Origin of the sequence: Bartonella refiksaydamii (genome assembly GCF_902652675.1) — a bacterium.
GTDB lineage: Bacteria > Pseudomonadota > Alphaproteobacteria > Rhizobiales > Rhizobiaceae > Bartonella > Bartonella refiksaydamii.
In genome coordinates, this window is the sequence record NZ_LR736293.1 from 24,221 (window position 1) to 47,136 (window position 22,916).

Sequence of the window (22,916 nt, forward strand, 5' to 3'; positions counted from 1 at the left end):
AAAGCAGTATAGAAAATCCCCACAGTGCAAATCTAGAAAATTATTTCAAAGTCATCACTCTACCAGCAGAAAAAGCAGAACGCTGCGCTTGGCGCTCTTTTTCGGAAGCAACAATCAAACCATATTCAGCCAATGGGCCATCTGGACCAATCATTTGGTCAGAAAGAAAAAAGTCGACATATTCCCGCAAACTGGGAACGATACCTAAATGAGCTTTCTTAACATAGAAAAAAAGTGGACGAGAAACAGGATATTTACCATGAGAGATTGTTTCAACAGTTGGCGCAAAACCGTTAATATCTGCGACCTTCAACCTATCAGCATTATTTTGATAAAAAGACAAACCAAAAATACCAATCCCTGTTTTATTAGAAGTCAGACGCGCAAATGTTTCAGAATAATCTCCATCAATATCAATAACCTTCCCATCCCTACGCACTGCAACACAAGCAGCGTGTATCGCCTTATCATTCATTCCCAAAGCTTTCATCGTCTCCACTGCTCCACTGGATTTACACCCCGCAGCTAGTAATTTTTCTTCAAAAACTTCACGCGTTCCATGCTTTTCTCCAGGAATATAAGCTGCTATTGTCCAATCAGGAAGAGCACTATTGACTGCATTCCATTTTGAAATATTATTGGGTTGTAATTTCCCATCTACAATAATTTGAGCAGCAAGCGCCCTATAAACATCTACTGGCTGCAATTTCCAATCAGGCCCATTTATATCTGTTGCAAAAACAATGCCATCATACCCGATGCGTATTTCCTCAACATCTTTCACACCAGCATCAAAACAAGACTGCAATTCACTTGGCTTCATCGCTCGTGAAGCATTAACGATATCAATTGTATTTTCTCCAACACCACGACAAAATTCCTTAATACCAACTCCTGTTCCTCCCGATTCAATAACTGGGACCTTAAAGTGAGGGTAAGTTTCTCCGAATATCTCAGCAACGATTTTTTGATAAGGTAAAACTGTAGATGAACCAGTAATCTGAATTTGATCACGCGCTTTGCCCATACTTGTCAACACAAGTGCAAAAAATAGTCCTACTCCGACTGATAACACTGTCTTCATCCCTGCGCTCCTTAAAATGTGAATCAAAGCCTCTTGCTTGCATTAATGATTTAAATGTAATTCACATTTGCAACATAACAAATATAAAAAAAGCAACATTTATAATTTTTCTGACAAAACCATATTATTTCCTTTTAAAACAAATTTAATTGGAACGTTTGAATTCAATAACATCCCAGAACAGATGAGCAATATCCGTACCTGAAAAATGTTTAATTTCACGAATCCCAGTAGGAGACGTAACATTAATTTCTGTTATATAATCTCCGATCACATCAATGCCTACAAGAAGAAGACCACGTTCCCGCAAAATTGAACCAATGCGTTTACAAATCTCATAATCACGTTTTGTTAAATCAATATTTTCCGCGCGACCTCCAACATGCATATTAGAGCGAACATCTGTTTCCGCAGCAATCCGATTAATCGCTCCAACAGGCATACCATCAAGCAAAATAATCCGTTTATCCCCTTTTCGTACTGCACCTAAATAACGTTGAACAATAAAAGGTTCGCGGTAACTTTGGGCAAACATTTCTAACAACGATGCCAAATTGCGATCATCCTGCTTCAAATGAAAAACACCTGCCCCCCCGTTTCCATAGAGTGGCTTCACAATAATGTCTCCAAATGTAGCTCTAAAGGCTGTTATTTCTTCAATATCCTTAGTAATTAATGTTTCTGGCATCAAATCAGCAAATTCAGTAACAAAAATCTTTTCTGGACTATTGCGCACCCATGCTGGATCATTCACAACAAGCGTCTTGGGATGAATACGCTCTAATAAATGAGTCGTAGTGATATAATTGAGATCAAAGGGGGGATCTTGGCGTAAAAGAACCACATCCATATCCATTAATTTGGTGCGAACAGGACTCCCCAATTGGTAATAGTGTTCAGCATCATCATACACCGTCAATGCCTCTAATCGTGCAATCACACAACCATCACGCATAGATAAACGATCTGGTGTATAATGAAAAAGAGTGTGTCCGCGTTCTTGCGCTGCTAAAGCAAGTGCAAATGTTGTATCTCCTTGAATCCGGAGTGTTGAAATATGATCCATCTGAATGGCAATTTTCATGAATAAAACCTCCTCATAACTGAAAGCGGACTAGCCTATGTGCCATAAACTTTGTAAACAATAAAGGAACTATGACAAGAGAAAGCCTATGACACAAGAAGCTGATACAAAATTAAGTAATGAAGAAATCGAACGCTATGCACGCCACATCATTTTGCCTGAAATTGGTGGCGCGGGACAACAAAAATTGAAAGCTGCACGTGTTCTTGTTGTTGGCGCAGGTGGTCTTGGTGCTCCTGTCCTCACCTATTTGGCTGCCGCAGGCGTTGGTACCCTCGGAATTGTTGATGATGATATTGTTTCGCTTTCCAATTTACAACGTCAAGTTATTCACAAAACAACTGCAGTCAACCAAAAAAAAACCGACAGCGCCAAAACCACTATAGAAGCAATTAACCCCCATGTTACTGTTGAAAAACACAATTTACGCTTAAAAGAAAGTAATGTGGATGCACTTCTCAACGATTACCACATCATTGTTGATGGCAGTGACAATTTTGCCACGCGCTATCTACTTGCTGATCACGCAGCTCTCTGTAAAAAACCTTTAATAAGCGGTGCTGTAAGACGTTTTGATGGCTCCCTAACAGTGCTCATGCCTTATAAAGACAACAATCCTCACTATCGCGATTTATTCCCCAAACCACCAGCTCTTGGAACTACTTCGTCATGTGCTGAAACTGGAATCATCGGTGCTTTACCTGGAGTCATCGGCACACTACAAGCAATGGAAGTCATTAAACTTATCACAAACATTGGTGAACCTTTAGTGGGGAAAATCCTTCTTTATGATGGATTGTCTGCGCAATTTAATATAGTTACTTATAGACGATCAGATTCCAGTGCTAATACAGCAACCATTAAGACTTGCATATAAGAATTTTGGGAATGAGAAAAATACAATCGGCAGAACCATGCTTAACTATTTCTCTTTGCGTATGATAATTACTTCACGTGCAAGTACTTTAACGACCTTCAAATTATGACTCATAAACACCCCTCCCCAAATGATATTTTTGTTGTAAATGACGTAAAAGAGCAATAATCTACGCTTGCGTACTTACATCAAGCACCGTTGTTGGCTCACAAGCATAAATTGGATGATGATAAACGTTACTGTTCAGATACCAAATAGTGTCGGTACGATTAGTAAAAAATGTCGAGGAAAAAAGTTACTATTTTTTATTTTATCTTCCAATACAATTTTATTGGGTCAATTTTAGATGATGCGTCAATAACAATTCCCTTTGTCAATCTTTGAAACCAAAACTACAAACAAAAACCAACCGCACTCCTTCTCCAGTGAACCCTTTTGGCATAATTTAGTTCGGTTCGTCGTCTTTATTTTTATGATCATTATTCGTTAAAGAAACAGGATTATCGGATAGACTGCGTAAATAAAGCAAAAGATCAGCACGATCTTGATCATTTTTGATTCCACGAAAAGACATAATTGTTCCTGGAAACGCTTTACGTGGTGATTGCAGATAACGATCCAAAGTTATAAAATCCCATTTTTGATCAGAATTCGTGCGTAAAGCCCGTGAGTAAGAAAAATTTGGTGCTGCCGCTAAAGGACGGTTCACTATGTCCCAAAGCTCCGGACCAACGCGCCCTGATTCATTACGACCAGAGGTATGGCATATAGCACATTGGCGAAAAACTTTACGCCCATTTTCAAGATTGCCTCGGTGAAGGCGGTCATTCAGTGACAAAACACTGTCAGACGCCTGTTGTTTCTCCTTAACCACATCGTGCTTTTTAACTGTATGAAACTGTTGAACTAACGTAGAATAATCATAAATTGTATTGCTGAGTATGGAAATGCCCATCAAAACAATCAGCACAAATAGACAAGCAAAAATAAAATAGGCAACTGTCGAGCGATTCATAAAAACTCAAATGTTTATATTTTGATTACTATTTTTAGTTTAAGCTTTTTCCTTGTAATAGACAACGTTATAAACGCATCACACACGGAATTTTGGAATTTTGCAAATGACTCTTGAACCAATTATTCTTATTCCCGCTCGTATGGACTCAACGCGTCTCCCCCAAAAAGCTCTCGCTGAGATCGTTGGTAAGCCGATGATTGTTCACGTTGCTGAACAAGCAAAAAAAGCTGCACTTGGACGTACTATCGTTGCAACAGATCATAACGATATCGCTAAAGCGGTTACGGCTTACGGGTATGAATGTATCATGACATGTAGCCATCATAAATCTGGATCTGATCGCATTTATGAAGCTTTAACCCATATTGATCCTGAACGACGCTACAATGCTATTTTGAATGTCCAAGGTGACTTGCCAACAATAACCCCTAGTGAAATCATCAGTGCTTTACAACCTTTAGAAAATAGCTCCACTGATATTGCAACTTTAGGCGCTAAAATCGTCGAGGAAAATGAAAAAACAGATCCCAATGTTGTCAAAATTGTTGGTACACCATTTTCTCAAAATCGCCTTCGTGCTCTTTATTTTACCCGCGCAACAGCCCCTTATGGAGATGGTCCTCTTTACCATCATATTGGGATATATGCCTATCGACGTGAAGTGCTTGAACGATTTGTAACGTTCAAACCCTCTGCGCTCGAACAACGCGAAAAACTTGAACAATTACGTGCTTTAGAGCATAATATGTGTATCGATGTAGAAATAATCAACTCTATTCCTTTAAGCGTTGATACACAACGTGATCTTGAGAGAGTACGCAAAATTTTAGCATGAAAACATTAAAAAAAACCAATAAAATCTCTTTCCAAGGAGAATATGGAGCCAATTCTCATACAGCATGCATCAATATGTTTCCCAATATGGATGCTGTACCCTCTGCTACTTTTGAAGACGCACTCAACCTTGTGGAAAGCGGAGAGGCTGATCTTGCTATGATTCCTATTGAAAATACTCTTGCTGGCCGCGTTGCGGATATTCATCACCTTTTACCACAATCATCTCTTTATATCATTGGTGAATATTTTTTGCCTATCCATTTTCAACTAATGGTTTTACCCGGTGTCACGCATGACGAAATTAAAACCGTCCACAGCCATGCACATGCCCTTGCACAATGCCGTAAAATCATACGTAACAATGGCTGGATACCTGTTACTTCCGCTGATACAGCTGGAGCCGCAAAATTTATTAAAAAAAATGCAAAGCGTTCACAAGCGGCTTTAGCTCCTTTGATTGCAGCAGATCTCTATGATCTTGATATTCTTGAAAAAAACGTTGAAGATAGCCCTCATAATATTACCCGTTTTGTTATCCTTTCACCTTCTCAACAATATGTGCCTAAACCCCAAAATGGTGAAAAGATCATCACGAGCATTCTCTTTAGAGTCCGCAATGTCCCAGCTGCCCTTTATAAAACTATGGGAGGATTTGCCACAAATGGTATCAATATGACAAAATTAGAAAGCTACCAAATTGGCGGAAACTTTAATGCAACACAGTTTTTCGTTGATATTGAGGGACATCCTGAAGATCCCATGATGCAACTCGCCTTAGAAGAGCTAGCTTTTTTTTCTGCCGAATTCCGCATTATAGGTATTTATCCAGCTAAAAACGACCGAACACTAGACGTGTGATGAACAATAAATCGCAAGGGAGTTGCACATAATGAGTATTGAAAAAGCAAAGGAGCCCCAGCTTCCCCTAATGGAATTATTCAAATTATATGGACACTCCTTTGCAAATTTATATAAAAACAGATATGAGCCCCAGCAACACGATGAAATAACGCAAACACAAACAACACAAATTGTTTTTGGGTACTATAAGAGAAATTATCATTGATAATATGAATAATTCTTTATGGTAATTTATCTTAAAAGGATAACTGTAAATCTTCGCAATAAAGTCAGAGGATAACTTGAATTATCAATAGAGCACCTAAAACTGTGCATTCAGGAATTCAGGCTTTGAGTAATTCTGCAAATAGCTTTTATAAAGATAAAATAACAGCCTAGCCATGCATTTCTAAATTAAATTTAATCTTTTATATTTATGAAAATTGTTTTACGATTAATCGTATCCTAGAATAAAACGGTATGATAAAATGGGAAAATTTTTTACTCGGATATTATTAGCTGCGAATATCCTTGCTTTCTGCAGCAATGCGTTTGCTGGATTTGGTGAAAGAAAATGGGATTTCGCACCAAATGAAAGTGTTACCATTGATTCATCTGATATAGTACATCAAGGTGTTGAGTACAGTTGTAATGAATTTATCCCCCCAAAAACATCTTTTACTTTGTCGTACTCTTCCCTTTCTGACTTAAACAAATTAAGAATTGTTGCTGACGATGAGAGTAAGATAATACACGATAAAGAAAATAAAGTATTTACACTTAAAGGTGTGAAATCTCTTGCTATCAGTTTTCCTTCGGAAGGAATCTATATTTTTAAAAACATTATTGAAAAAAGAATTATTGGGATAGATTGCGATACAGGGGATTATTAGTAACAATTCTAATTTCACTTCTATTTTCATAGCCCTGCCCAATTACTTAGGAAATTTTTTTCAAAATCAAAGCTGGATTTTACGTGAGTTTTTGCTCTATACGTAGTGGCAATATCATATGGCAAAATTAGATATTAGGGGACTGATATTGCGTGTTTTTTGCAGTAAACTCAATTATCCTGTGTTTGGTAATTAGAGCTAATTTTCTAAACAAAGATAGATTTTTTTCTTCATAGCTAGATCATCTAAAAATTACGATTTGCTCTAAACTGTACCATATATAAACTATGCTCACAGAAGAAAAATAATGCGCAAGTTCCATCTAGTCCTGCAAGCAGATTCTATATTCTGCTAAGTACAGCAAAAATATAAAACCGGTGGAGGTATTGTGGAGGTATTACAGCGTATTAACAGTAAGATTGCTGCTACAGTGCTCACTGACAATCTTATCCTCAATTTTATTCTAGCCGTGCTAGAGCTAGAAACTGAACTGTTTTTTAGGCTAGATTCATTCGGCCTTACTCAAAAAGAGATTAAACTCATCTTTTCTTTAATTATTAAAAGATTAATCAACCATTTAAAGCGATATAATACGGATTACGTTATACTATTTGGCAACAATATTTCCCCTAATCTTCCAATTTCAGCTTATTAAATTAACACGCATGCTTTATCTCCTCCTTTTTTGTTGCAAACTTCCTATAATTCGTTGAACAACTTCAGAAAAATAAGCATTTTGTTCATAGCAAATAAATATGGTAAGCCACTCTAAAAAAAATTGATGAATTCCCGTCTTATTTGTCACCTGTAGTACAAGACGTTAAGTTCAAAGGAAAAATTCCTTATTGTTCTTGTCATATTTTTTGTTTCTTAGCTTGATTTTTCATTTTAAATCGACAATATGGGCTTGGGAGGTTGGTGGTGGACGAACTGCTCGCCAACTGGGTCAGGTCTGGAAAGAAGCAGCCCTAACGAGTTTTAGTACGGGTCATCGTACCAGCCTCCTTTCTTGTTGAATAAATCGTATTTTGTTGTTTTTCAGTGGAATATCTTTAATTTTCAGAGCAGTATTGTGCATGTAGAAAATAAAGAAGTTGGACTGTCTTTAAGCAAATTGGCCAGTTCTTAAAAAAATAAATTGATTGAAAAAAAATCCTTTTATATTAGAGTACAGTGTTAATCTGTGCTTTCGTGTTATTGAAATGTACGTATAAAGAGCTTCAAAGTTGGAATCGTTGATGAAAAATATGCCGGTAGAAACGACCTATCGTGTTCTTGCTCGCAAATATCGACCTCAAAATTTCTCTGACCTCATTGGTCAAGAAGCTATGGTGCGTACTCTTACGAATGCTTTTGAAACAGGTCGCATTGCACAAGCATGGATGTTAACAGGAATTCGCGGAGTAGGTAAAACCACAACAGCGCGTATTTTGGCACGTGCACTCAACTACAAAACAAAAGATATTGATCAACCAACAACCGTATTGAATACACTTGGTGAACATTGTACACAAATCATTGAAGGACGTCATATCGATGTTATAGAAATGGATGCGGCTTCGCATACCGGTATTGATGATATTCGTGAAATTATTGAACAAATACGTTACCGTCCTGTTTCTGCACGCTATAAAGTTTATATTATTGATGAAGTGCATATGCTTTCAACACAAGCATTTAATGGCTTATTGAAAACACTTGAAGAACCACCAGCGCATGTAAAATTTATTTTTGCAACGACAGAAATCCGCAAAGTTCCTATTACGATTCTTTCGCGTTGCCAGCGTTTTGACCTACGGCGTATTGAATCGACAGTTCTGAGTGCGCATTTGCGCCAAATTGCAAAACGTGAAAACGTAGAAGTGGAAGATCAGGCACTCTCCATGATTGTCCGCGCTGCAGAAGGCTCTGTACGTGATGCACTATCTATTTTTGATCAGGCAATTGCGCATAGCTATGGCAACATCAGTGCTGTTGCAGTGCGTGCGATGTTAGGCTTAGCTGATCAAGCACGTATTATTGATCTTTTTGAGTTTATTATGAAGGGTAATGTTGTAAATGCATTATATGAATTACGCAGCCAATACGATGCAGGCGCTGACCCTCTCACTATATTGACAGAATTGGCTGATTTCAATCATCTGGTTACACGTTTACGTTTTACCCCAGAGATAGCTGAAGATCTCTCACTCACTGAAGATGAACGTTTAAGAAGCTTAGATTTTTCACAAAAACTTTCCATCCCTGTTTTATCCAGAAATTGGCAAATGTTACTCAAAGGCTTACAGGAAGTTAGCCAAACTGCACGTCCGCTTCAAGCAGCAGAAATGTTACTTATTCGTCTTGCCCACACTGCTGATTTACCAACTCTTGATGAAGCTTTAAAAAAGCTTAGTCAAGAAAAAATATCACTCACAACCGTTCAAAATTCTTCTCCTCAAGAGTCTACAAATGCTAACAATGCGGCAAGAGTAACAGCTGTATATGCCCATTCTTCCCCGAATGTTTCAAATACGTCACCAAATCAATCAAATTTAAAAGCATTCTTGGAAAACCAAGTAGACCGTTCCTTACAATCAAAAGATTCAGCCAAAATTCAAACTCTGGAAAGCACTAAAATCCCTAAAATAACAGAAACTATTGAAACTTCTCAATCTGTTGATCTTTCTGAAAATATTGCAAATTTACCGCATCCCCCCACGCAAACAGTAAAAAAAATTACTGAACCTCAAACCGTGGTTATTAATTCCTTGCATGATATTGTTGAATTAGCTGAAAAATATAATGATATTCCTTTCAAGCTTCTTATTAAAGAATTTGTTCATCCTGTTTCTTTTGAACCGGGACATATTACTTTGAGACTTGCTGAAGGTGCTCCACTTTTATTTGCGCGCGATATAGAAAAAATGCTTTCCCAATGGACTGGGCAACGTTGGACTATAACTCTCGTTAATGAAGGAGGAGGGCCAACTTTACAAGAAGAAAATGTAGCTATCCAAAAGAAGCTTTTTTCCAATGCAGAGGCAGATCCTGATATCGCAAAAATCCTCAATCATTTTCCAGAAGCAAAAATTGTCGATATCCGCCTAAATAAACAAGAAACCGATCTTGATTTATCTCCTGATACTTTTAAAAATATCGGGATTTTTGAAAATGAAAATAATATCAACGATGAATAAGGATACTCCTTTCTATGCGTGACATGATGAGCATGATGAAAAAAGCCAAAGAAATGCAAGAGAAAATGCAGAAAATTCAAGAAGAAGTAGCAAATCTACAAGTGACGGGTACTTCTGGTGGTGGTCTTGTCAACATCACCTTAAACGGCAAAAATATCATAACAGAAATTAAAATTGATTCTTCATTACTCAGTCCTGAGGAAGTTGAAATTCTTGAAGATCTGATTATGGCAGCCTACAATGAAGCTAAAACAAAAATTGAAATAGCTATAGAAGAAAAAACTAAAAACATAACAGCAGGGTTACCACTGCCATCAGGTTTCAAACTCCCGTTTTAATGAACCGGATTTTATTTAATCCCTTGGAACAATAATATGTCTAAACACATTGCAGGACCTGAAATTGAGCGTCTTATTCAGCTTTTAGCGCGGATACCAGGTCTTGGACCGCGTTCGGCACGCCGTGCTGCTCTTCACCTTATCAAAAAAAAAGAAACATTGTTGGAACCTTTAGGGGCAGCAATACAAACAGCAGTAGACAAAGTCTGCATCTGTTCTGTTTGCGGAAATGTAGATACAATTGACCCTTGTTCAATTTGTACAGATCCACGCCGCGATGATACAACAATTATTGTTGTTGAAGATATTGCTGATTTGTGGGCTCTTGAACGCGCAAAAACTTTAGCAGCACGTTATCATGTATTGGGTGGACGTCTCTCTCCCTTAGATGGAATAGGTCCTGACGAACTCAAAATCGCTCCCTTAATCCAGCGCGTTGTAGAAAACTCGATTACGGAGATTATTTTAGCGGTTAATGCTACTGTTGAAGGACAAACAACTGCTCACTACATCACTGACCAGCTCTCTAACTTCTCCGTTAAAATTACTCGGCTTGCCCATGGGGTGCCAGTGGGAGGCGAACTCGATTATCTTGATGATGGAACTTTAGCAGCAGCTTTACAAGCGAGAACAAATCTCTAAAACTTTTTTTACCTGTTCTCTCTCTTTATTTACTATCATTTTTTAGGGGGCAATATTAAAATGATACAGAAAAGTCTCTCACTTTTAAACGACTTTCGTCCTGGTATTCTAGTATGTTTACTCATATCAACCTTAGCTTATGGCTTAGAAGTTATAGAAAAACAGCTTTTCGCAGAAGCGTGGCTTGAAAGCCTTGTTTTGGCAATTCTCTTGGGATCTATTACCCGTAGCTGTTTTACTTTGCCAACATATTTTCAAAAAGGTATCACCTTTTGTGCAAAAACACTTCTCGAAATTGCTATCGTTCTTTTAGGAGCAAGCATTAGCATTAATACAGTTCTTTCAGCTGGTTGGAATTTGCTTGCTAGCATCATATTTGTTATATTTGTAACGATTATCCTCAGTTTTGCCATCGGCCGACTTTTCGGGCTTTCTACACATTTAGCAATGCTAGTCGCTTGTGGAAATGCTATTTGTGGCAATTCAGCCATTGTCGCCGTTGCACCTGTCATTAAAGCAAAACATGACGACGTGGCTGCGTCAATTGCTTTCACTGCTCTTTTAGGGATTCTTATTATTTTATTTCTACCCTTTTTACATCCGCTTCTGAATTTGTCATTTAGCCAATACGGTGTACTGGCCGGCATGGTTGTTTATGCTGTCCCACAGGTTTTAGCTGCAACAGCATCCGTCTCTTTTGTAAGTGTTCAAATTGCAACCGTTGTTAAACTGGTGCGGGTTTTAATGTTAGGTCCTCTTATTTTTGCTCTTTCAATCATCTATAATCGATCAGCACAAACACGCTTACGTCTACATACCCTCATCCCATGGTTTATTATTGGTTTTATTATCATGATGCTTGTTCGCTCAAGTGGCCTTATCCCTGAAAAAACTATCAATTCCATCAAACTGATTGCTCAGGTGTTGACTGTCATTTCAATGGCTGCATTGGGGTTAGGCGTTGATATCCACTCGTTAAAAAAAGCAGGATGTCGTGTCATTTTGGCTTCGACTTGTTCCATACTTATTCTCGGCGCTTGCAGCCTTATCATGATACAATTAAGTGGTATGAATCACATAAGTTTTTGAAATAGAACTTTAAAATACTTTTTCTTTTTTAACAGAGCTTGCAAACACCTCTAAAAGTGTTTATGAACACTGAAGCAATCTTTTTATTAAATTAGGTTAAGATTGCAAAAGGATTCCTTCATCATTTTATATAAAAGAACGAATGCGCTTTGATATTAATAGTAATAGCAACCGTTCAATTTCTGATTCAACGAGCTTTTCAGCGTGCAATTGCTTGCAAGCAAGCAGTGTGATATAAAAATGCTGGTTTTTTTATTTTCTTCTGCTTTCACAAAAATTAAACTTTTACAAAAGGCTTATGAATATGCTCTTATTGAGAAAAACAAATGCGGTTTTATAATCTTTTCCTTTGAAATTGTTTTTGTTTACTATGTGTTGTAACAGGATACAATAAGGATTAGATCAACACCCACTGTATCCAATAAAAAAGACTAGAAAACACAGCAGACCTCTTGCTTATCATATTATTCGATTAAAATATTATGCTTATACTTGCCATAGATACTGCTTCAATTTATTGTGCTGTTGCACTCATTCGTCATAAATTTGTCATTGCGCAGATTAGCGAACACATGAATAAAGGTCATGCCGAAAAACTCATTGGACACATTGCACAAATAACTGACCAAGCTAATATTACTCTTGATCAAGTTGATCGTATTGCTGTTAATATTGGACCTGGGTCGTTTACTGGTGTGCGTGTCGGTGTTTCAACAGCGAGAGCTTTGGCTTTAGCACTAGAAATACCAGCTGTTGGAGTAAGCGCACTTGAAGCATTGGCAGCACAGACAATAACCAATAAAAATACTATATCAGCAATAGCAATCACTGTTGTTATTGAAGCCGGAAGAGACATGTTCTACCATCAAAACTTCAATGAAGATCTCACACCTTTAGGGCTACCTGGATTAAAAACAATTGAAAATATTATCGAAGATTTACCCCAACCAACGAGATTAACTGGTCCAGCAGCTGATATTATTGAACTGTACATTAAAAACAATAAGGTAAATAGAAAAATCGTACGAGGCTCTATTCTCTGCAAGGCAGCTGATATTGTAAGCTATGCTTATCTTGCTGCAAACAAACAGCCACAAAATCCGCCCTGCCCACTCTATTTACGCAATGCTGATGTAAAACAACAAACCGGTTTTGCTTTACCACGAAAAAAATAATGTCCGAATTTTCATTGACAAAAAAACATTTTTGGATTGCTCCGCTACAAGCGGATGATAGTACTTCCTTTCATAAAATTCACCAGTCCTGTTTTTTCCCTGCTTGGGAAAAACAAGCCTTTGATAATTTCTTAACAGATCACTCTATCTTTGGATACAAAGCCTCCCTTATTGGTCAACCAGATCAAATCGTAGGATTTTGCCTCTGCCGCCTCATTCTTGATGAAGCAGAAATCATCACAATTGCTGTTCACCCTCATTTTCGTCGACAAGGAATTGGCACTTTGCTTATAGACAGCACATTATGCTATCTTCACCATGAATGTGCTATAAAACTTTTCCTAGAAGTAGAAGAGACGAATCTTTCTGCCTTGAATCTTTATCAGCGTTTCCAATTTCAAAAAATTGCTAAACGCCCTGCCTATTACCCATCAAAAAACAGTCGCACAAATGCAATCGTTATGCAAAAAACTTTTAAGCAAACAACAGATTGAGATTTGCATAAAAAACATTTAGACATGCGTTATGAATAAAGTAAATTCTAAAGATAAGCTCCCTGTTGCTCCTAAAAAGGTTTTTATCAAAACCTATGGGTGTCAAATGAATGTTTATGACAGCCAACGAATGACTGATAGTCTCAGTTCACAGGGTTATGTTACGACACAAACACCTGATGACGCTGACCTTATTCTTGTTAATACCTGTCATATTCGTGAAAAAGCAGCAGAAAAACTCTATTCTGATCTTGGTCGTTTGCGCGTGATACGTCAAGAACGAGCACCTGATAAGCCCCTAATGGTCGGTGTAACTGGTTGTGTTGCACAAGCTGAGGGAAGCGAAATTTTGCGTCGTGCTCCAACCGTGGATCTCATCATTGGTCCGCAAATGTATCACCGCTTACCAGACTTGTTAGAAAAAGCCAAACAAGGCAAAAAAGTTATCGAAACAGACTATGCTGTAGAAGATAAATTTGCTCATTTACCACCTCACAATAAACGTGCTGTAAGAAAACGGGGTGTTAGTGCATTTTTAACAGTGCAGGAAGGCTGTGACAAATTTTGTACTTTTTGTGTTGTTCCCTACACACGTGGTGCCGAAATATCACGACCTGTTGAGCAAATTACTGAGGAAGCACGCCAACTCATTGAAGCTGGTGTCAAAGAAATTACACTCTTAGGACAAAATGTAAACGGTTGGCATGGACAAAGTGCTCATGGAAAAACTTGGCGTCTTGGTGATCTTCTCTATCATCTCGCCAAACTGGATGGTTTAAAGCGCCTACGTTATACAACCAGCCACCCACGAGATATGGATGAGAGCCTTATTGCGGCACATCGAGATCTTGACATATTAATGCCTTACTTGCATCTTCCTGTCCAGTCAGGTTCAGATCGCATCTTAAAAGCAATGAACCGTCAACATAAAAGTATTCATTATCTTCAGCTTATCGAGAAAATTCGAACTGCACGACCTGATATTGCTTTTTCAGGCGATTTTATTGTAGGATTTCCAGGGGAAACAGATAAAGACTTTGAAGAAACCATTAAACTTATTAAACAAGTGCAATACAGTTCAGCCTATTCTTTCAAGTATTCACCTCGTCCTGGAACAGTTGGAGCAACAATGAAAAATCATGTTGATGAAGCTGTAAAGGATGCTCGTCTTCAACACTTACAAGTTCTTCTTCTTGAGCAGCAAAACGCATTTTTGCGTTCTAAAGTTGGTGAAGTAACTGATGTTCTCATTGAAAAAGCTGGGCGTTACTCGGGGCAAATGGTAGGTCGTTCACCTTGGCTTTTACCTGTTGTCGTAGATACACAAGCTTCTATGGGCACCGTCATGACAATTCATATTAAAAATGTGAGTTCAAACAGTTTTGTTGGTGAAATGGCAAGTATATAAACATATCTTTCATGCATCGTTCAAGACATTAAATTTTAAGTAGCTCTTTTATTTTTGAAGAAAATGATTACATCTAAAGCTTGCGCTCTACGAAAGATATATTATCTTTTGTAAAGTTTACTTAAGAAGTGTGCGACACTTATATGAATATGGGAGAATAGGTTGAAAGCTTCAACCGAAAGAGTAAAACATATTAAAGAAAAGGCAAATGTTTACCCTGAAAATACTGGTGTCTTGGAAAAAACAAGCGCATCAGACGTTAGTCGTGTTGTTTTGATTTTTGAAAATAATCAATATGTAAAAACAGTTTTTGGTAAACTCGACGAAAATCTTGCTTATATCGAACAAAAACTTGAACTTAGCATTCATCCACGTGGTAATGAAGTTTTAATTTGTGGAAATTTTGCTTCTATAAAACGCGCACAATACGTGTTACAGCAGCTTTATGAACGCGCCAAAACACATCAAGAGCTCACTTTATCAGATACACAAGGAGCTATTGCCATGGCAGATTTTCTACAGGAACAGCAAGGAGCCCCAACAATAACCAAACCTGCAAAAAAACGTATTCTCGCGCAATTAAGTACCCATAAAAAAACAATCCATGCCCGAACCCCAACACAAGATGCCTATATGTGTGCGATGGAGCGCAATGAACTTGTTTTTGGTGTAGGGCCAGCAGGAACGGGCAAAACATATCTTGCTGTTGCACATGCTGCAATGCTTTTAGAGCGTGGTATCATTGAACGAATTGTTCTGTCACGTCCCGCCGTTGAAGCTGGAGAGCATCTTGGCTTTCTTCCCGGTGATCTCAAAGAAAAAGTCGATCCGTATTTACGTCCACTTTATGACGCCCTTTACGACATGATCCCCGTTGAAAAAGTCGAGCGTATTTTAGCTTCTGGCGTCATAGAAATTGCCCCTCTTGCTTTCATGCGTGGGCGAACACTTGCCCATGCAGCTGTCATTCTTGATGAGGCACAAAATACTACACCCATGCAAATGAAAATGTTCCTCACACGACTTGGGGAAGGAACACGTATGATCGTAACCGGTGACGTAAGTCAAATTGATTTGCCTACAGGACAAAAATCAGGTTTAATCGAAGCGATACGTATTCTTTCCCATGTAGAAAATATTGCAATCATTCGTTTTGATGAAAAAGATGTTGTGCGCCATCCCCTTGTTGCCGCTATCGTACGTGCTTATGATCATGATTCTGCTCTACAAATGAAAAAAATGCCATCCTCAAATCTTTCATCAAAAAAATAAATTCTATTTGTCATGATTACTATTGATATAACTATTGAAAACTCTGGGTGGTATGATGAGAAAGTGCTTTATGATATCACCGAAAAAGCACTCACAACGACGATGCATCACGTTTCATTAGAAAATGTTGTAAGCGAAGTCAGTCTGCTTTTTACGGATGATAAACATATGGCGCAGATCAATGCGCAATGGCGCAATAAAAACGAACCCACCAATGTATTATCCTTTCCTGCTTTTCCACTTAAAGTTGGACAAACTCCCAGAGTTATGCTCGGTGATATCATTATTGCGCGAGAAACTGTTGCACTTGAAGCATCGGCAGAAGGAAAATTATTTCAGGATCATTTGACGCATATGATTGTTCATGGCGTCCTTCATCTTCTTGGCTATAATCATGAAACAGACGAGGAAGCTTATCAAATGGAAAAGCTTGAAAGGGAAATTCTTCAAAAGCTTTTCATAAAAGATCCCTATACTGAATTGGCTTAAAATGATAAAAATTAAATTTTTAAATCAATATCACTATTATAAAAAATTATAGCCTCTTATGCCTCTATTATATAAAGTAAAGTTTAGAAGATTTTAAAATCATGGCAAACAAAATAAATGCACAAAATAACGGTCAAGCATCTTCTAATATTGAAGAAAACCCTTCTCGGCAAGCGAATCATACGGAAAAATACTCCCTGATAAATTATTTGTTTTCGTTTTTACGTGGACGCAATTATACGTCGTTGCGTGATGACCTTACCGTTGCACTCACCGCTAATAATGAAAAAGACACAACCCTCTTCTCCCCTGAAGAACGTACTATGCTACATAATATCTTACGTCTGCGTGAAGCACGGGTTGATGATGTTATGATTCCACGCTCTGAAATAGAAGCATTGGAAATAAACACCCCTCTTGGGGAAGCACTGAAATGTTTTGCAAAAATTGGTCATTCTCGCGTACCTGTTTATGCTGAAACTTTAGATGATCCGCGAGGAATGATCCATATTCGCGATATCCTTAATTATATAACTCGTTTTATTATCAACTCACCCCACACAGAGCAAAAATCCTATTCACCCCAGTTAAACCATATGGATTTGCGTACCCCAATCGGTGAATTGGACCTGATTCGAACAGTTCTCTTTGTCCCTAGTTCCATGCTAGCAAGCAAATTACTTACACGTATGCAAACAACACGAACCCAGATGGCTTTGGTTATTGATGAACATGGTGGCACAGACGGTTTAGTTTCTATGGAAGATATCGTCGAATTAGTTGTTGGCGATATCGAAGATGAACATGATAATGTTGACAATGCTATTGTGCGCGAACCCAATAATAAATGGCTTGTTGACGCAAAAACTGAACTAGAAGATGTGGAAAAAGCTCTTGGTCCTGATTTTTCCGTAGGCGAATATGGTGATGAAGTCGATACTATTGGTGGTTTGATTGTCTCCATACTTGATCGTATTCCTGCAAAAGGTGAAATCGTTGAAGCAGTGCCTGGTTATCGATTTTGTATTTTAGAAGCAGATAAACGCCGAATTAAGCGGTTGCGCATTTTTCGCATTCCAGAAAATGAGAAGTTTGAGAACAATGCCATCCCTAAAGAATAGTCAAACATTTTTAAGCAATTTTACACTTTTTTTGTTTTCTATTACCGGCTGGAAGCGACAAATATGGATGTTTCTTTGTGGTTCTTTTACTTCTTTTGCACTTCCACCCTTTTATTTAACACCTCTCTGCTTTTTGACTTTCCCCATCTTTATTATTTTACTTGACTCAATATGTGCCATCCAAAACAATAAAAAGCGCTTTCTGACCTATGCTCTCAGTTGTGGAACCTTTGGCTTCGGTTATTTTATTTGCAGCCTTTGGTGGTTGTGCAATGCTTTGTTGACAGATCCAGCTACTTTTGGCTGGGCAGTGCCATTTGCCATTTTGGGTCCTCCTCTCTATCTTTCCTTTTATTGGTTTTTTGCTGGTTTTATTGTCGGTTTATTATGGACAAAAGGAATAGCACGTTTTTTTGTTTTGGCTTTTTCGCTGGGACTTGCAGAATGGTTGCGCGCTATCCTATTCACAGGATTTCCATGGAATGCCCTTGGTTATACAGCTATGCCAACCCCTATGCTCATGCAATTAGATGCAATTGTAGGGCTTTACGGAATGAATATTCTTGCTGTTTTAGTCTATAGTTTACCCACTGTTTTATTAACGAACGAAAAAAAGAAAAACGCGCTTTTTCTTTGCCTATCACTTATAGTAATTCACAGTGGTTTTGGATTTTATCGCCTCAATACCGCACCTAACACCACTGATTACCAGAAAAGTAATTATTGGGTACGCATTGTTCAACCTTCTATTAAGCAAGACGTCAAATTGAGCGATACGATACCGGAAACTATCTTAGCAGCTCATATGAATCTTAGTACAACACCAACTGCTGATCAAAATCCAGAACCTGACTTTATCGTATGGCCTGAAGCATCAATTCCCTATATTCTCAATGATTCACCTGCTATCGCAATGCGCATTGCCTCTCTTCTTAAACCCAAACAGTGGGCTATTATTGGTGCTATACGTGTCAATTACGATTTTCTCAATGCGAAAACACAATATTTTAATACAATTGCAGTCATTAACAATAAAGGTGATATTTTAAGCGCTTCAGATAAACTTCACCTAGTTCCTTTTGGCGAATATCTTCCCTATAAAAATTTATTGGAAAAAATTGGATTGCGTGCCCTTGCTGATACTATTGGTGGATATAGTGCTGCAGATGTGCGCAAAACTGTCATGATACCAAATGGGTTTTCTTATCTTCCATTAATTTGTTATGAAGTAATATTTCCCAATGAAATGACTTTTAAAGGCTCCCAGCCTCAGGCAATTATTAATGTTACAAATGATGCGTGGTTTGGTGTAACACCCGGCCCATATCAACATCTTCAGCAAGCACAGCTTCGTGCCGTTGAATTAGGAATCCCTCTCATACGGGCAGCTAATAATGGAATATCGGCTGTTATTGATTCTTATGGACGAATCGTTGTAGCTCTCCAGCAAAATGCTGTTGGCGTTATTGATTCACCGATCCCATCACCGATTACACCCATAGGAAGCAATGAATACAGAATATTCTCTACTTTCATCTTATTCATTATTATGCTATTGAGCGGCATTGGTTTTGGTTTTACAAAACAGCTTAAATGATCAGATACCCATATATGGTATTACGTTGCGTGTACCAATAATATTGGGAAAAAGTGTTACATATTATTTTAATTATATGATAAACCAACCTCGAATAAATCTGATGTTGGTTTAGAAGCGGAGTGCTGGAAATTAAAGAGTTGCATTATGACCGAGACTAGAAAAAAACCTGATCCTATAGATATCTATGTTGGAACCCGTATTCGTTTACGTCGTAACATTTTAGGGATGACCCAAGAAAAACTAGGTGAAAAACTAGGCGTCACTTTCCAGCAAATCCAAAAATATGAAAAAGGTACAAACCGTATTGGTGCAAGCCGTCTTCAAGCAATTGCAGAAATTATGGATGTTCCTGTTTCTTATTTTTTTGATAAAGGCATTAATACGCAACCTTTAGAAGGTTTTGCTGAAAGCGATAATGATTTTATGGACTTTTGCTCCAGCAATGAAGGAATCCAGCTTATGCGTGCTTTTACTAACATATCCGATGCTAAGGTGCGTCGAAAAATCATTGACTTGGCAAAAGCACTTTCTGAAGAAGATATGACAAATAAACTATAAAATAAATTACATCTTTCTCTCAATCATCTCATAAATCAGCATTGACGATTTGCCATGGGATTGGCAAATAGAAGCAATTTTAATAGACAATTAATATAATCAACTGTTGGTTTTCTTTTTTGAAGGGGTTCCTATGCCGCATCAAGATTATCTTTTTACAAGTGAATCGGTATCGGAAGGACATCCTGATAAAATTTGCGATCGTATTTCCGATGAAATCGTTGATATGATTTATAAAGAAGCTCAAAAAACCGGTACTGATCCATGGTTAGTACGAGTCGCTTGTGAAACCCTCGTCAGTGTAAACCGTGTCGTTATCGCTGGTGAAGTGCGTGTTCCCGACACACTCTTAAAAAGAAATAAAAATAGAGAATTTATTTACGATGAAACTGGCTTTCCGCGCATTAATCCTACTCGTTTTCGCGCAGTAGCACGTCGTGCTATTCGTGCAATTGGTTATGAACAAGTAGGTTTTCATTGGAAAACTGTTAAAATTGATGTCCTTTTACGCCCTCAATCAACTGACATTGCACGCGGAGTTGATAACGCTACGGATCGCAATGGCGAAGAAGGCGCAGGTGATCAGGGCATCATGTTCGGATATGCTTGCCGTGAAACACCTGATCTCATGCCTGCACCGATTTATTATGCCCATAAGATTTTAAAACTTCTCGCCGCAGCCCGCCATAAAAAAGAAGGGGAAATTGCTAAATTAGGGCCAGATGCCAAAAGCCAAATAACAATACGGTATAAAAATGGAAAGCCTATAGAAGTAACGTCCATTGTTCTTTCAACACAACATTTAGATGAAAGTTGGGATTCTCATAAAGTCCGTACAGTGGTTGAGCCTTATATTCGTCAAGCTTTACATGATATTACTATTTCTGATCAATGCCGTTGGTACATAAACCCAACTGGAAAATTTGTTATTGGTGGTCCTCAAAGTGATGCAGGACTAACAGGACGTAAAATTATCGTTGACACTTATGGAGGTGCAGCCCCTCATGGTGGTGGCGCTTTTTCAGGCAAAGATACGACAAAAGTTGATCGTTCCGCAGCTTATGCCGCACGCTATTTAGCTAAAAATATTGTTGCCGCTGGTTTAGCAGAAAGGTGCACCATTCAACTCTCCTATGCAATTGGCATTGCGCAACCCTTATCTATTTATCTTAACCTCCATGGAACAGGAAAAGTCGATGAAAAAATTCTTGAAGCAGCCATTCGCAAAATAATGGACCTTTCACCAACTGGCATTCGCAAACATCTTGACCTTAATAAACCGATTTATACGAAAACAGCTGCCTATGGTCATTTTGGACGCAAACCAAAATGTGATGGTTCGTTTTCATGGGAAAAAACTGATCTGATTAAAACACTTCAAACATTGATAAAACCATGATGAACCACAATACACGTACGTGTGAAGCCTTTTTTGGTCGTCGACAAGGAAAACGGCTGCGAAACAATCAACTTGCGCGTATAAAAATGCTTCTCCCAACTCTTAACATTGATTTAAATACCCTACCACCCTTAGACTTAACATGCTTATTTCCCAATAAAGTAAGAGAAGTTCGGCTTGAAATTGGTTTTGGTGGAGGTGAACATTTGCTCCATGAAATGGAACATTTTCCACAAACTGGTTTTATTGGCATCGAGCCCTTTATTAATGGCATGGCAAAAATGTTAATGTCTCTTGAACAGCACAAAAAACATCAAAGCCATATTCGGCTTTATGATAATGACGCCTCTCAACTCCTTGATTGGCTTCCAGATGCATCACTTGACGGAATAGATATCTTTTATCCTGATCCATGGCCTAAAAAGAAACATTGGAAACGACGTTTTATCAACATAAAAAATCTTAATCGTTTTGCTCGCGTTCTTAAAGCCGGTAAAAAATTCCGCTTTGCTAGCGATATAGAGAGTTATGTAAACTGGACCCTCTACTATTGTGCACTGCATAGCAGCTTTGAGTGGGAAGCAGAAAACCCTAAAGACTGGAAAATCCCTTATCCGCTATGGATAAGTACACGTTATGAAGCAAAAGCTCTACGTGAAGGACGGACACCAGCATATCTTACTTTTATCAAGAAATAGTCGATAAAATGCTTTTCTTTAAAATAACTTGAAAAATTTTGAATTTAAGAGTATCAGTAACTAAATTCTTGGTCTTATGATGAAGAGTGGGTCTTTAGCCCGCTCTTTTTTAATATCATAAAATTGATGAAAATGACTTGGATAAAATATATGAACGAAGCTGAAAAAATAAGCAATCTTGACGAACCACGCCTATTTGAAGAAAATGGCATCGAAGCGCGCGTTGCCGTTCTTATCATACCATTGCTTAAGCCTTTGGGTTTTCGTTTAGTTCGCATAAAGCTTCTTGGTTTAAATGGTTTAACACTTCAGATTATGGTTGAACGTGCTGATGGCTCTATGACTGTAGAAGATTGTGAAACTGTTAGTCGAACTGTTTCGCCCCTTCTTGATGTACAAAATGTTATTGAACGCAAATATCATTTAGAAATTTCATCTCCTGGCATTGATCGCCCATTGGTAAGAAAGTCTGACTTTTTTCAGTGGCAAGGGCATATTGCAAAAATTGAAACCAAAATAACAATTGATGGGCGCCAAAAATTTCGGGGAACGCTTACAAATATCACGCAAGATGGATTTACTTTAAACACCGATAAAGCCGCTTATGGAGAAACTATGTACACCTTTATTCCCTTTTGTGATATCACAAATGCGCATTTGGTGCTTACTGATGAACTTATTCGCGACGCGTTGAAAAAAAATAAAGATTTAAATAAACAACCCATTCCCGAAGATAATCTTAACATCTCAAAACAAACGTCAAATTATAAGAATTGATATCACTGGGAGATGCCCGTAATGTGGCACAAAGAAGGAGAAAA

General features: G+C 38.0%; 22 protein-coding genes and 1 other RNA gene. 20 read left to right on the plus strand and 3 right to left on the minus strand.

Going from position 1 to position 22,916, the window contains the following annotated elements; translation table 11 throughout:
* Positions 1 to 40 precede the first annotated feature (40 nt).
* Together GQO39_RS03115 and gshB are read right to left on the minus strand one after the other, a co-directional pair.
* Complete coding sequence (locus GQO39_RS03115; RefSeq protein WP_156850906.1) at positions 41 to 1,084, minus strand: PstS family phosphate ABC transporter substrate-binding protein; 1,044 nt, start codon at positions 1,082 to 1,084, stop codon at positions 41 to 43.
* Between the two features lie 145 nt (positions 1,085 to 1,229).
* The gene (gene gshB / locus GQO39_RS03120; protein WP_156850907.1) at positions 1,230 to 2,168 is read right to left on the minus strand and encodes a glutathione synthase; all 939 of its coding nucleotides are present in this window, start codon (positions 2,166 to 2,168) and stop codon (positions 1,230 to 1,232) included.
* A gap of 88 nt (positions 2,169 to 2,256) precedes the next feature.
* Here gshB and GQO39_RS03125 point away from each other — a divergent pair, with 88 nt between their 5' ends.
* On the plus strand, positions 2,257 to 3,045 hold the full coding sequence (locus GQO39_RS03125; protein WP_156850908.1) for a molybdopterin-synthase adenylyltransferase MoeB: 789 nt from the start codon (positions 2,257 to 2,259) through the stop codon (positions 3,043 to 3,045).
* Between the two features lie 445 nt (positions 3,046 to 3,490).
* On the opposite strand, the gene GQO39_RS03130 is transcribed toward GQO39_RS03125, so the two are convergent.
* Positions 3,491 to 4,060 carry a c-type cytochrome gene (locus tag GQO39_RS03130; RefSeq protein WP_156850909.1) on the minus strand — a complete coding sequence of 190 codons (570 nt, stop codon included), beginning with the start codon at positions 4,058 to 4,060 and terminating at the stop codon, positions 3,491 to 3,493.
* A 106-nt stretch (positions 4,061 to 4,166) separates the two neighbouring features.
* On the opposite strand from GQO39_RS03130, the gene GQO39_RS03135 reads away from it, so the two are divergent.
* The 19 genes from GQO39_RS03135 (at position 4,167) to rimP (ending at position 22,872) form a co-directional block, all read left to right on the plus strand.
* Positions 4,167 to 4,898, plus strand: coding sequence for a 3-deoxy-manno-octulosonate cytidylyltransferase (locus GQO39_RS03135; protein ID WP_156850910.1), 732 nt, complete (start codon positions 4,167 to 4,169; stop codon positions 4,896 to 4,898).
* Positions 4,895 to 5,758: a prephenate dehydratase gene (locus GQO39_RS03140; RefSeq protein WP_156850911.1), complete on the plus strand. Its 864-nt coding sequence runs from the start codon at positions 4,895 to 4,897 to the stop codon at positions 5,756 to 5,758. Before GQO39_RS03135 ends, GQO39_RS03140 begins: the two co-directional genes overlap by 4 nt.
* A 470-nt stretch (positions 5,759 to 6,228) precedes the next feature.
* Entirely contained in the window at positions 6,229 to 6,633 is a 405-nt protein-coding gene (locus tag GQO39_RS03145; protein ID WP_156850912.1) for a hypothetical protein, read from the plus strand.
* 910 nt (positions 6,634 to 7,543) lie between these two features.
* Positions 7,544 to 7,641, plus strand: an RNA gene (gene ffs, locus GQO39_RS03150) — signal recognition particle sRNA small type.
* A 230-nt stretch (positions 7,642 to 7,871) separates the two neighbouring features.
* Positions 7,872 to 9,812 (plus strand): DNA polymerase III subunit gamma/tau, encoded by a 1,941-nt coding sequence (locus GQO39_RS03155; protein WP_156850913.1) that lies wholly within the window; start codon positions 7,872 to 7,874, stop codon positions 9,810 to 9,812.
* Positions 9,813 to 9,826: 14 nt separating this feature from the next.
* Positions 9,827 to 10,150, plus strand: a complete 324-nt coding sequence (locus tag GQO39_RS03160) for a YbaB/EbfC family nucleoid-associated protein (protein WP_007551834.1) — start codon at positions 9,827 to 9,829, stop codon at positions 10,148 to 10,150.
* A 36-nt stretch (positions 10,151 to 10,186) separates the two neighbouring features.
* Positions 10,187 to 10,792, plus strand: a complete 606-nt coding sequence (gene recR / locus GQO39_RS03165) for a recombination mediator RecR (protein WP_156850914.1) — start codon at positions 10,187 to 10,189, stop codon at positions 10,790 to 10,792.
* Between the two features lie 60 nt (positions 10,793 to 10,852).
* Complete coding sequence (locus GQO39_RS03170) at positions 10,853 to 11,881, plus strand: YeiH family protein (protein WP_156850915.1); 1,029 nt, start codon at positions 10,853 to 10,855, stop codon at positions 11,879 to 11,881.
* 482 nt (positions 11,882 to 12,363) lie between these two features.
* On the plus strand, positions 12,364 to 13,056 hold the full coding sequence (gene tsaB, locus GQO39_RS03175) for a tRNA (adenosine(37)-N6)-threonylcarbamoyltransferase complex dimerization subunit type 1 TsaB (RefSeq protein WP_156850916.1): 693 nt from the start codon (positions 12,364 to 12,366) through the stop codon (positions 13,054 to 13,056).
* Entirely contained in the window at positions 13,056 to 13,550 is a 495-nt protein-coding gene (gene rimI, locus GQO39_RS03180) for a ribosomal protein S18-alanine N-acetyltransferase (RefSeq protein ID WP_156850917.1), read from the plus strand. Before tsaB ends, rimI begins: the two co-directional genes overlap by 1 nt.
* Positions 13,551 to 13,581: 31 nt before the next feature.
* The gene (gene miaB, locus GQO39_RS03185; RefSeq protein WP_156850918.1) at positions 13,582 to 14,958 is read left to right on the plus strand and encodes a tRNA (N6-isopentenyl adenosine(37)-C2)-methylthiotransferase MiaB; all 1,377 of its coding nucleotides are present in this window, start codon (positions 13,582 to 13,584) and stop codon (positions 14,956 to 14,958) included.
* 162 nt (positions 14,959 to 15,120) lie between these two features.
* Complete coding sequence (locus GQO39_RS03190; RefSeq protein ID WP_156850919.1) at positions 15,121 to 16,230, plus strand: PhoH family protein; 1,110 nt, start codon at positions 15,121 to 15,123, stop codon at positions 16,228 to 16,230.
* A 12-nt stretch (positions 16,231 to 16,242) separates the two neighbouring features.
* Positions 16,243 to 16,719: an rRNA maturation RNase YbeY gene (gene ybeY / locus GQO39_RS03195; protein ID WP_007551842.1), complete on the plus strand. Its 477-nt coding sequence runs from the start codon at positions 16,243 to 16,245 to the stop codon at positions 16,717 to 16,719.
* 101 nt (positions 16,720 to 16,820) lie between these two features.
* Positions 16,821 to 17,840: a hemolysin family protein gene (locus GQO39_RS03200; RefSeq protein ID WP_156850920.1), complete on the plus strand. Its 1,020-nt coding sequence runs from the start codon at positions 16,821 to 16,823 to the stop codon at positions 17,838 to 17,840.
* Entirely contained in the window at positions 17,803 to 19,437 is a 1,635-nt protein-coding gene (lnt, locus tag GQO39_RS03205) for an apolipoprotein N-acyltransferase (protein WP_198039404.1), read from the plus strand. Before GQO39_RS03200 ends, lnt begins: the two co-directional genes overlap by 38 nt.
* A gap of 147 nt (positions 19,438 to 19,584) precedes the next feature.
* Entirely contained in the window at positions 19,585 to 19,998 is a 414-nt protein-coding gene (locus GQO39_RS03210; protein ID WP_007551845.1) for a helix-turn-helix domain-containing protein, read from the plus strand.
* A 133-nt stretch (positions 19,999 to 20,131) separates the two neighbouring features.
* Complete coding sequence (metK, locus tag GQO39_RS03215; RefSeq protein ID WP_007551846.1) at positions 20,132 to 21,397, plus strand: methionine adenosyltransferase; 1,266 nt, start codon at positions 20,132 to 20,134, stop codon at positions 21,395 to 21,397.
* On the plus strand, positions 21,394 to 22,095 hold the full coding sequence (locus tag GQO39_RS03220) for a tRNA (guanine(46)-N(7))-methyltransferase TrmB (protein WP_156850922.1): 702 nt from the start codon (positions 21,394 to 21,396) through the stop codon (positions 22,093 to 22,095). The genes metK and GQO39_RS03220 overlap by 4 nt, the downstream gene beginning before the upstream one ends.
* A 126-nt stretch (positions 22,096 to 22,221) precedes the next feature.
* Positions 22,222 to 22,872 carry a ribosome maturation factor RimP gene (gene rimP, locus GQO39_RS03225; RefSeq protein WP_156850923.1) on the plus strand — a complete coding sequence of 217 codons (651 nt, stop codon included), beginning with the start codon at positions 22,222 to 22,224 and terminating at the stop codon, positions 22,870 to 22,872.
* Positions 22,873 to 22,916: the final 44 nt, after the last annotated feature.

Coding starts and splice junctions, on each gene's coding strand:
- GQO39_RS03115 (WP_156850906.1), bottom strand. CDS start 1,084: ATGAAGACAGTGTTATCAGTCGGAGTAGGACTATTTTTTGCACTTGTG.
- gshB (WP_156850907.1), bottom strand. CDS start 2,168: ATGAAAATTGCCATTCAGATGGATCATATTTCAACACTCCGGATTCAA.
- GQO39_RS03125 (WP_156850908.1), top strand. CDS start 2,257: ATGACACAAGAAGCTGATACAAAATTAAGTAATGAAGAAATCGAACGC.
- GQO39_RS03130 (WP_156850909.1), bottom strand. CDS start 4,060: ATGAATCGCTCGACAGTTGCCTATTTTATTTTTGCTTGTCTATTTGTG.
- GQO39_RS03135 (WP_156850910.1), top strand. CDS start 4,167: ATGACTCTTGAACCAATTATTCTTATTCCCGCTCGTATGGACTCAACG.
- GQO39_RS03140 (WP_156850911.1), top strand. CDS start 4,895: ATGAAAACATTAAAAAAAACCAATAAAATCTCTTTCCAAGGAGAATAT.
- GQO39_RS03145 (WP_156850912.1), top strand. CDS start 6,229: ATGGGAAAATTTTTTACTCGGATATTATTAGCTGCGAATATCCTTGCT.
- GQO39_RS03155 (WP_156850913.1), top strand. CDS start 7,872: ATGAAAAATATGCCGGTAGAAACGACCTATCGTGTTCTTGCTCGCAAA.
- GQO39_RS03160 (WP_007551834.1), top strand. CDS start 9,827: ATGCGTGACATGATGAGCATGATGAAAAAAGCCAAAGAAATGCAAGAG.
- recR (WP_156850914.1), top strand. CDS start 10,187: ATGTCTAAACACATTGCAGGACCTGAAATTGAGCGTCTTATTCAGCTT.
- GQO39_RS03170 (WP_156850915.1), top strand. CDS start 10,853: ATGATACAGAAAAGTCTCTCACTTTTAAACGACTTTCGTCCTGGTATT.
- tsaB (WP_156850916.1), top strand. CDS start 12,364: ATGCTTATACTTGCCATAGATACTGCTTCAATTTATTGTGCTGTTGCA.
- rimI (WP_156850917.1), top strand. CDS start 13,056: ATGTCCGAATTTTCATTGACAAAAAAACATTTTTGGATTGCTCCGCTA.
- miaB (WP_156850918.1), top strand. CDS start 13,582: ATGAATAAAGTAAATTCTAAAGATAAGCTCCCTGTTGCTCCTAAAAAG.
- ybeY (WP_007551842.1), top strand. CDS start 16,243: ATGATTACTATTGATATAACTATTGAAAACTCTGGGTGGTATGATGAG.
- GQO39_RS03200 (WP_156850920.1), top strand. CDS start 16,821: ATGGCAAACAAAATAAATGCACAAAATAACGGTCAAGCATCTTCTAAT.
- lnt (WP_198039404.1), top strand. CDS start 17,803: ATGAGAAGTTTGAGAACAATGCCATCCCTAAAGAATAGTCAAACATTT.
- GQO39_RS03210 (WP_007551845.1), top strand. CDS start 19,585: ATGACCGAGACTAGAAAAAAACCTGATCCTATAGATATCTATGTTGGA.
- metK (WP_007551846.1), top strand. CDS start 20,132: ATGCCGCATCAAGATTATCTTTTTACAAGTGAATCGGTATCGGAAGGA.
- GQO39_RS03220 (WP_156850922.1), top strand. CDS start 21,394: ATGATGAACCACAATACACGTACGTGTGAAGCCTTTTTTGGTCGTCGA.
- rimP (WP_156850923.1), top strand. CDS start 22,222: ATGAAAATGACTTGGATAAAATATATGAACGAAGCTGAAAAAATAAGC.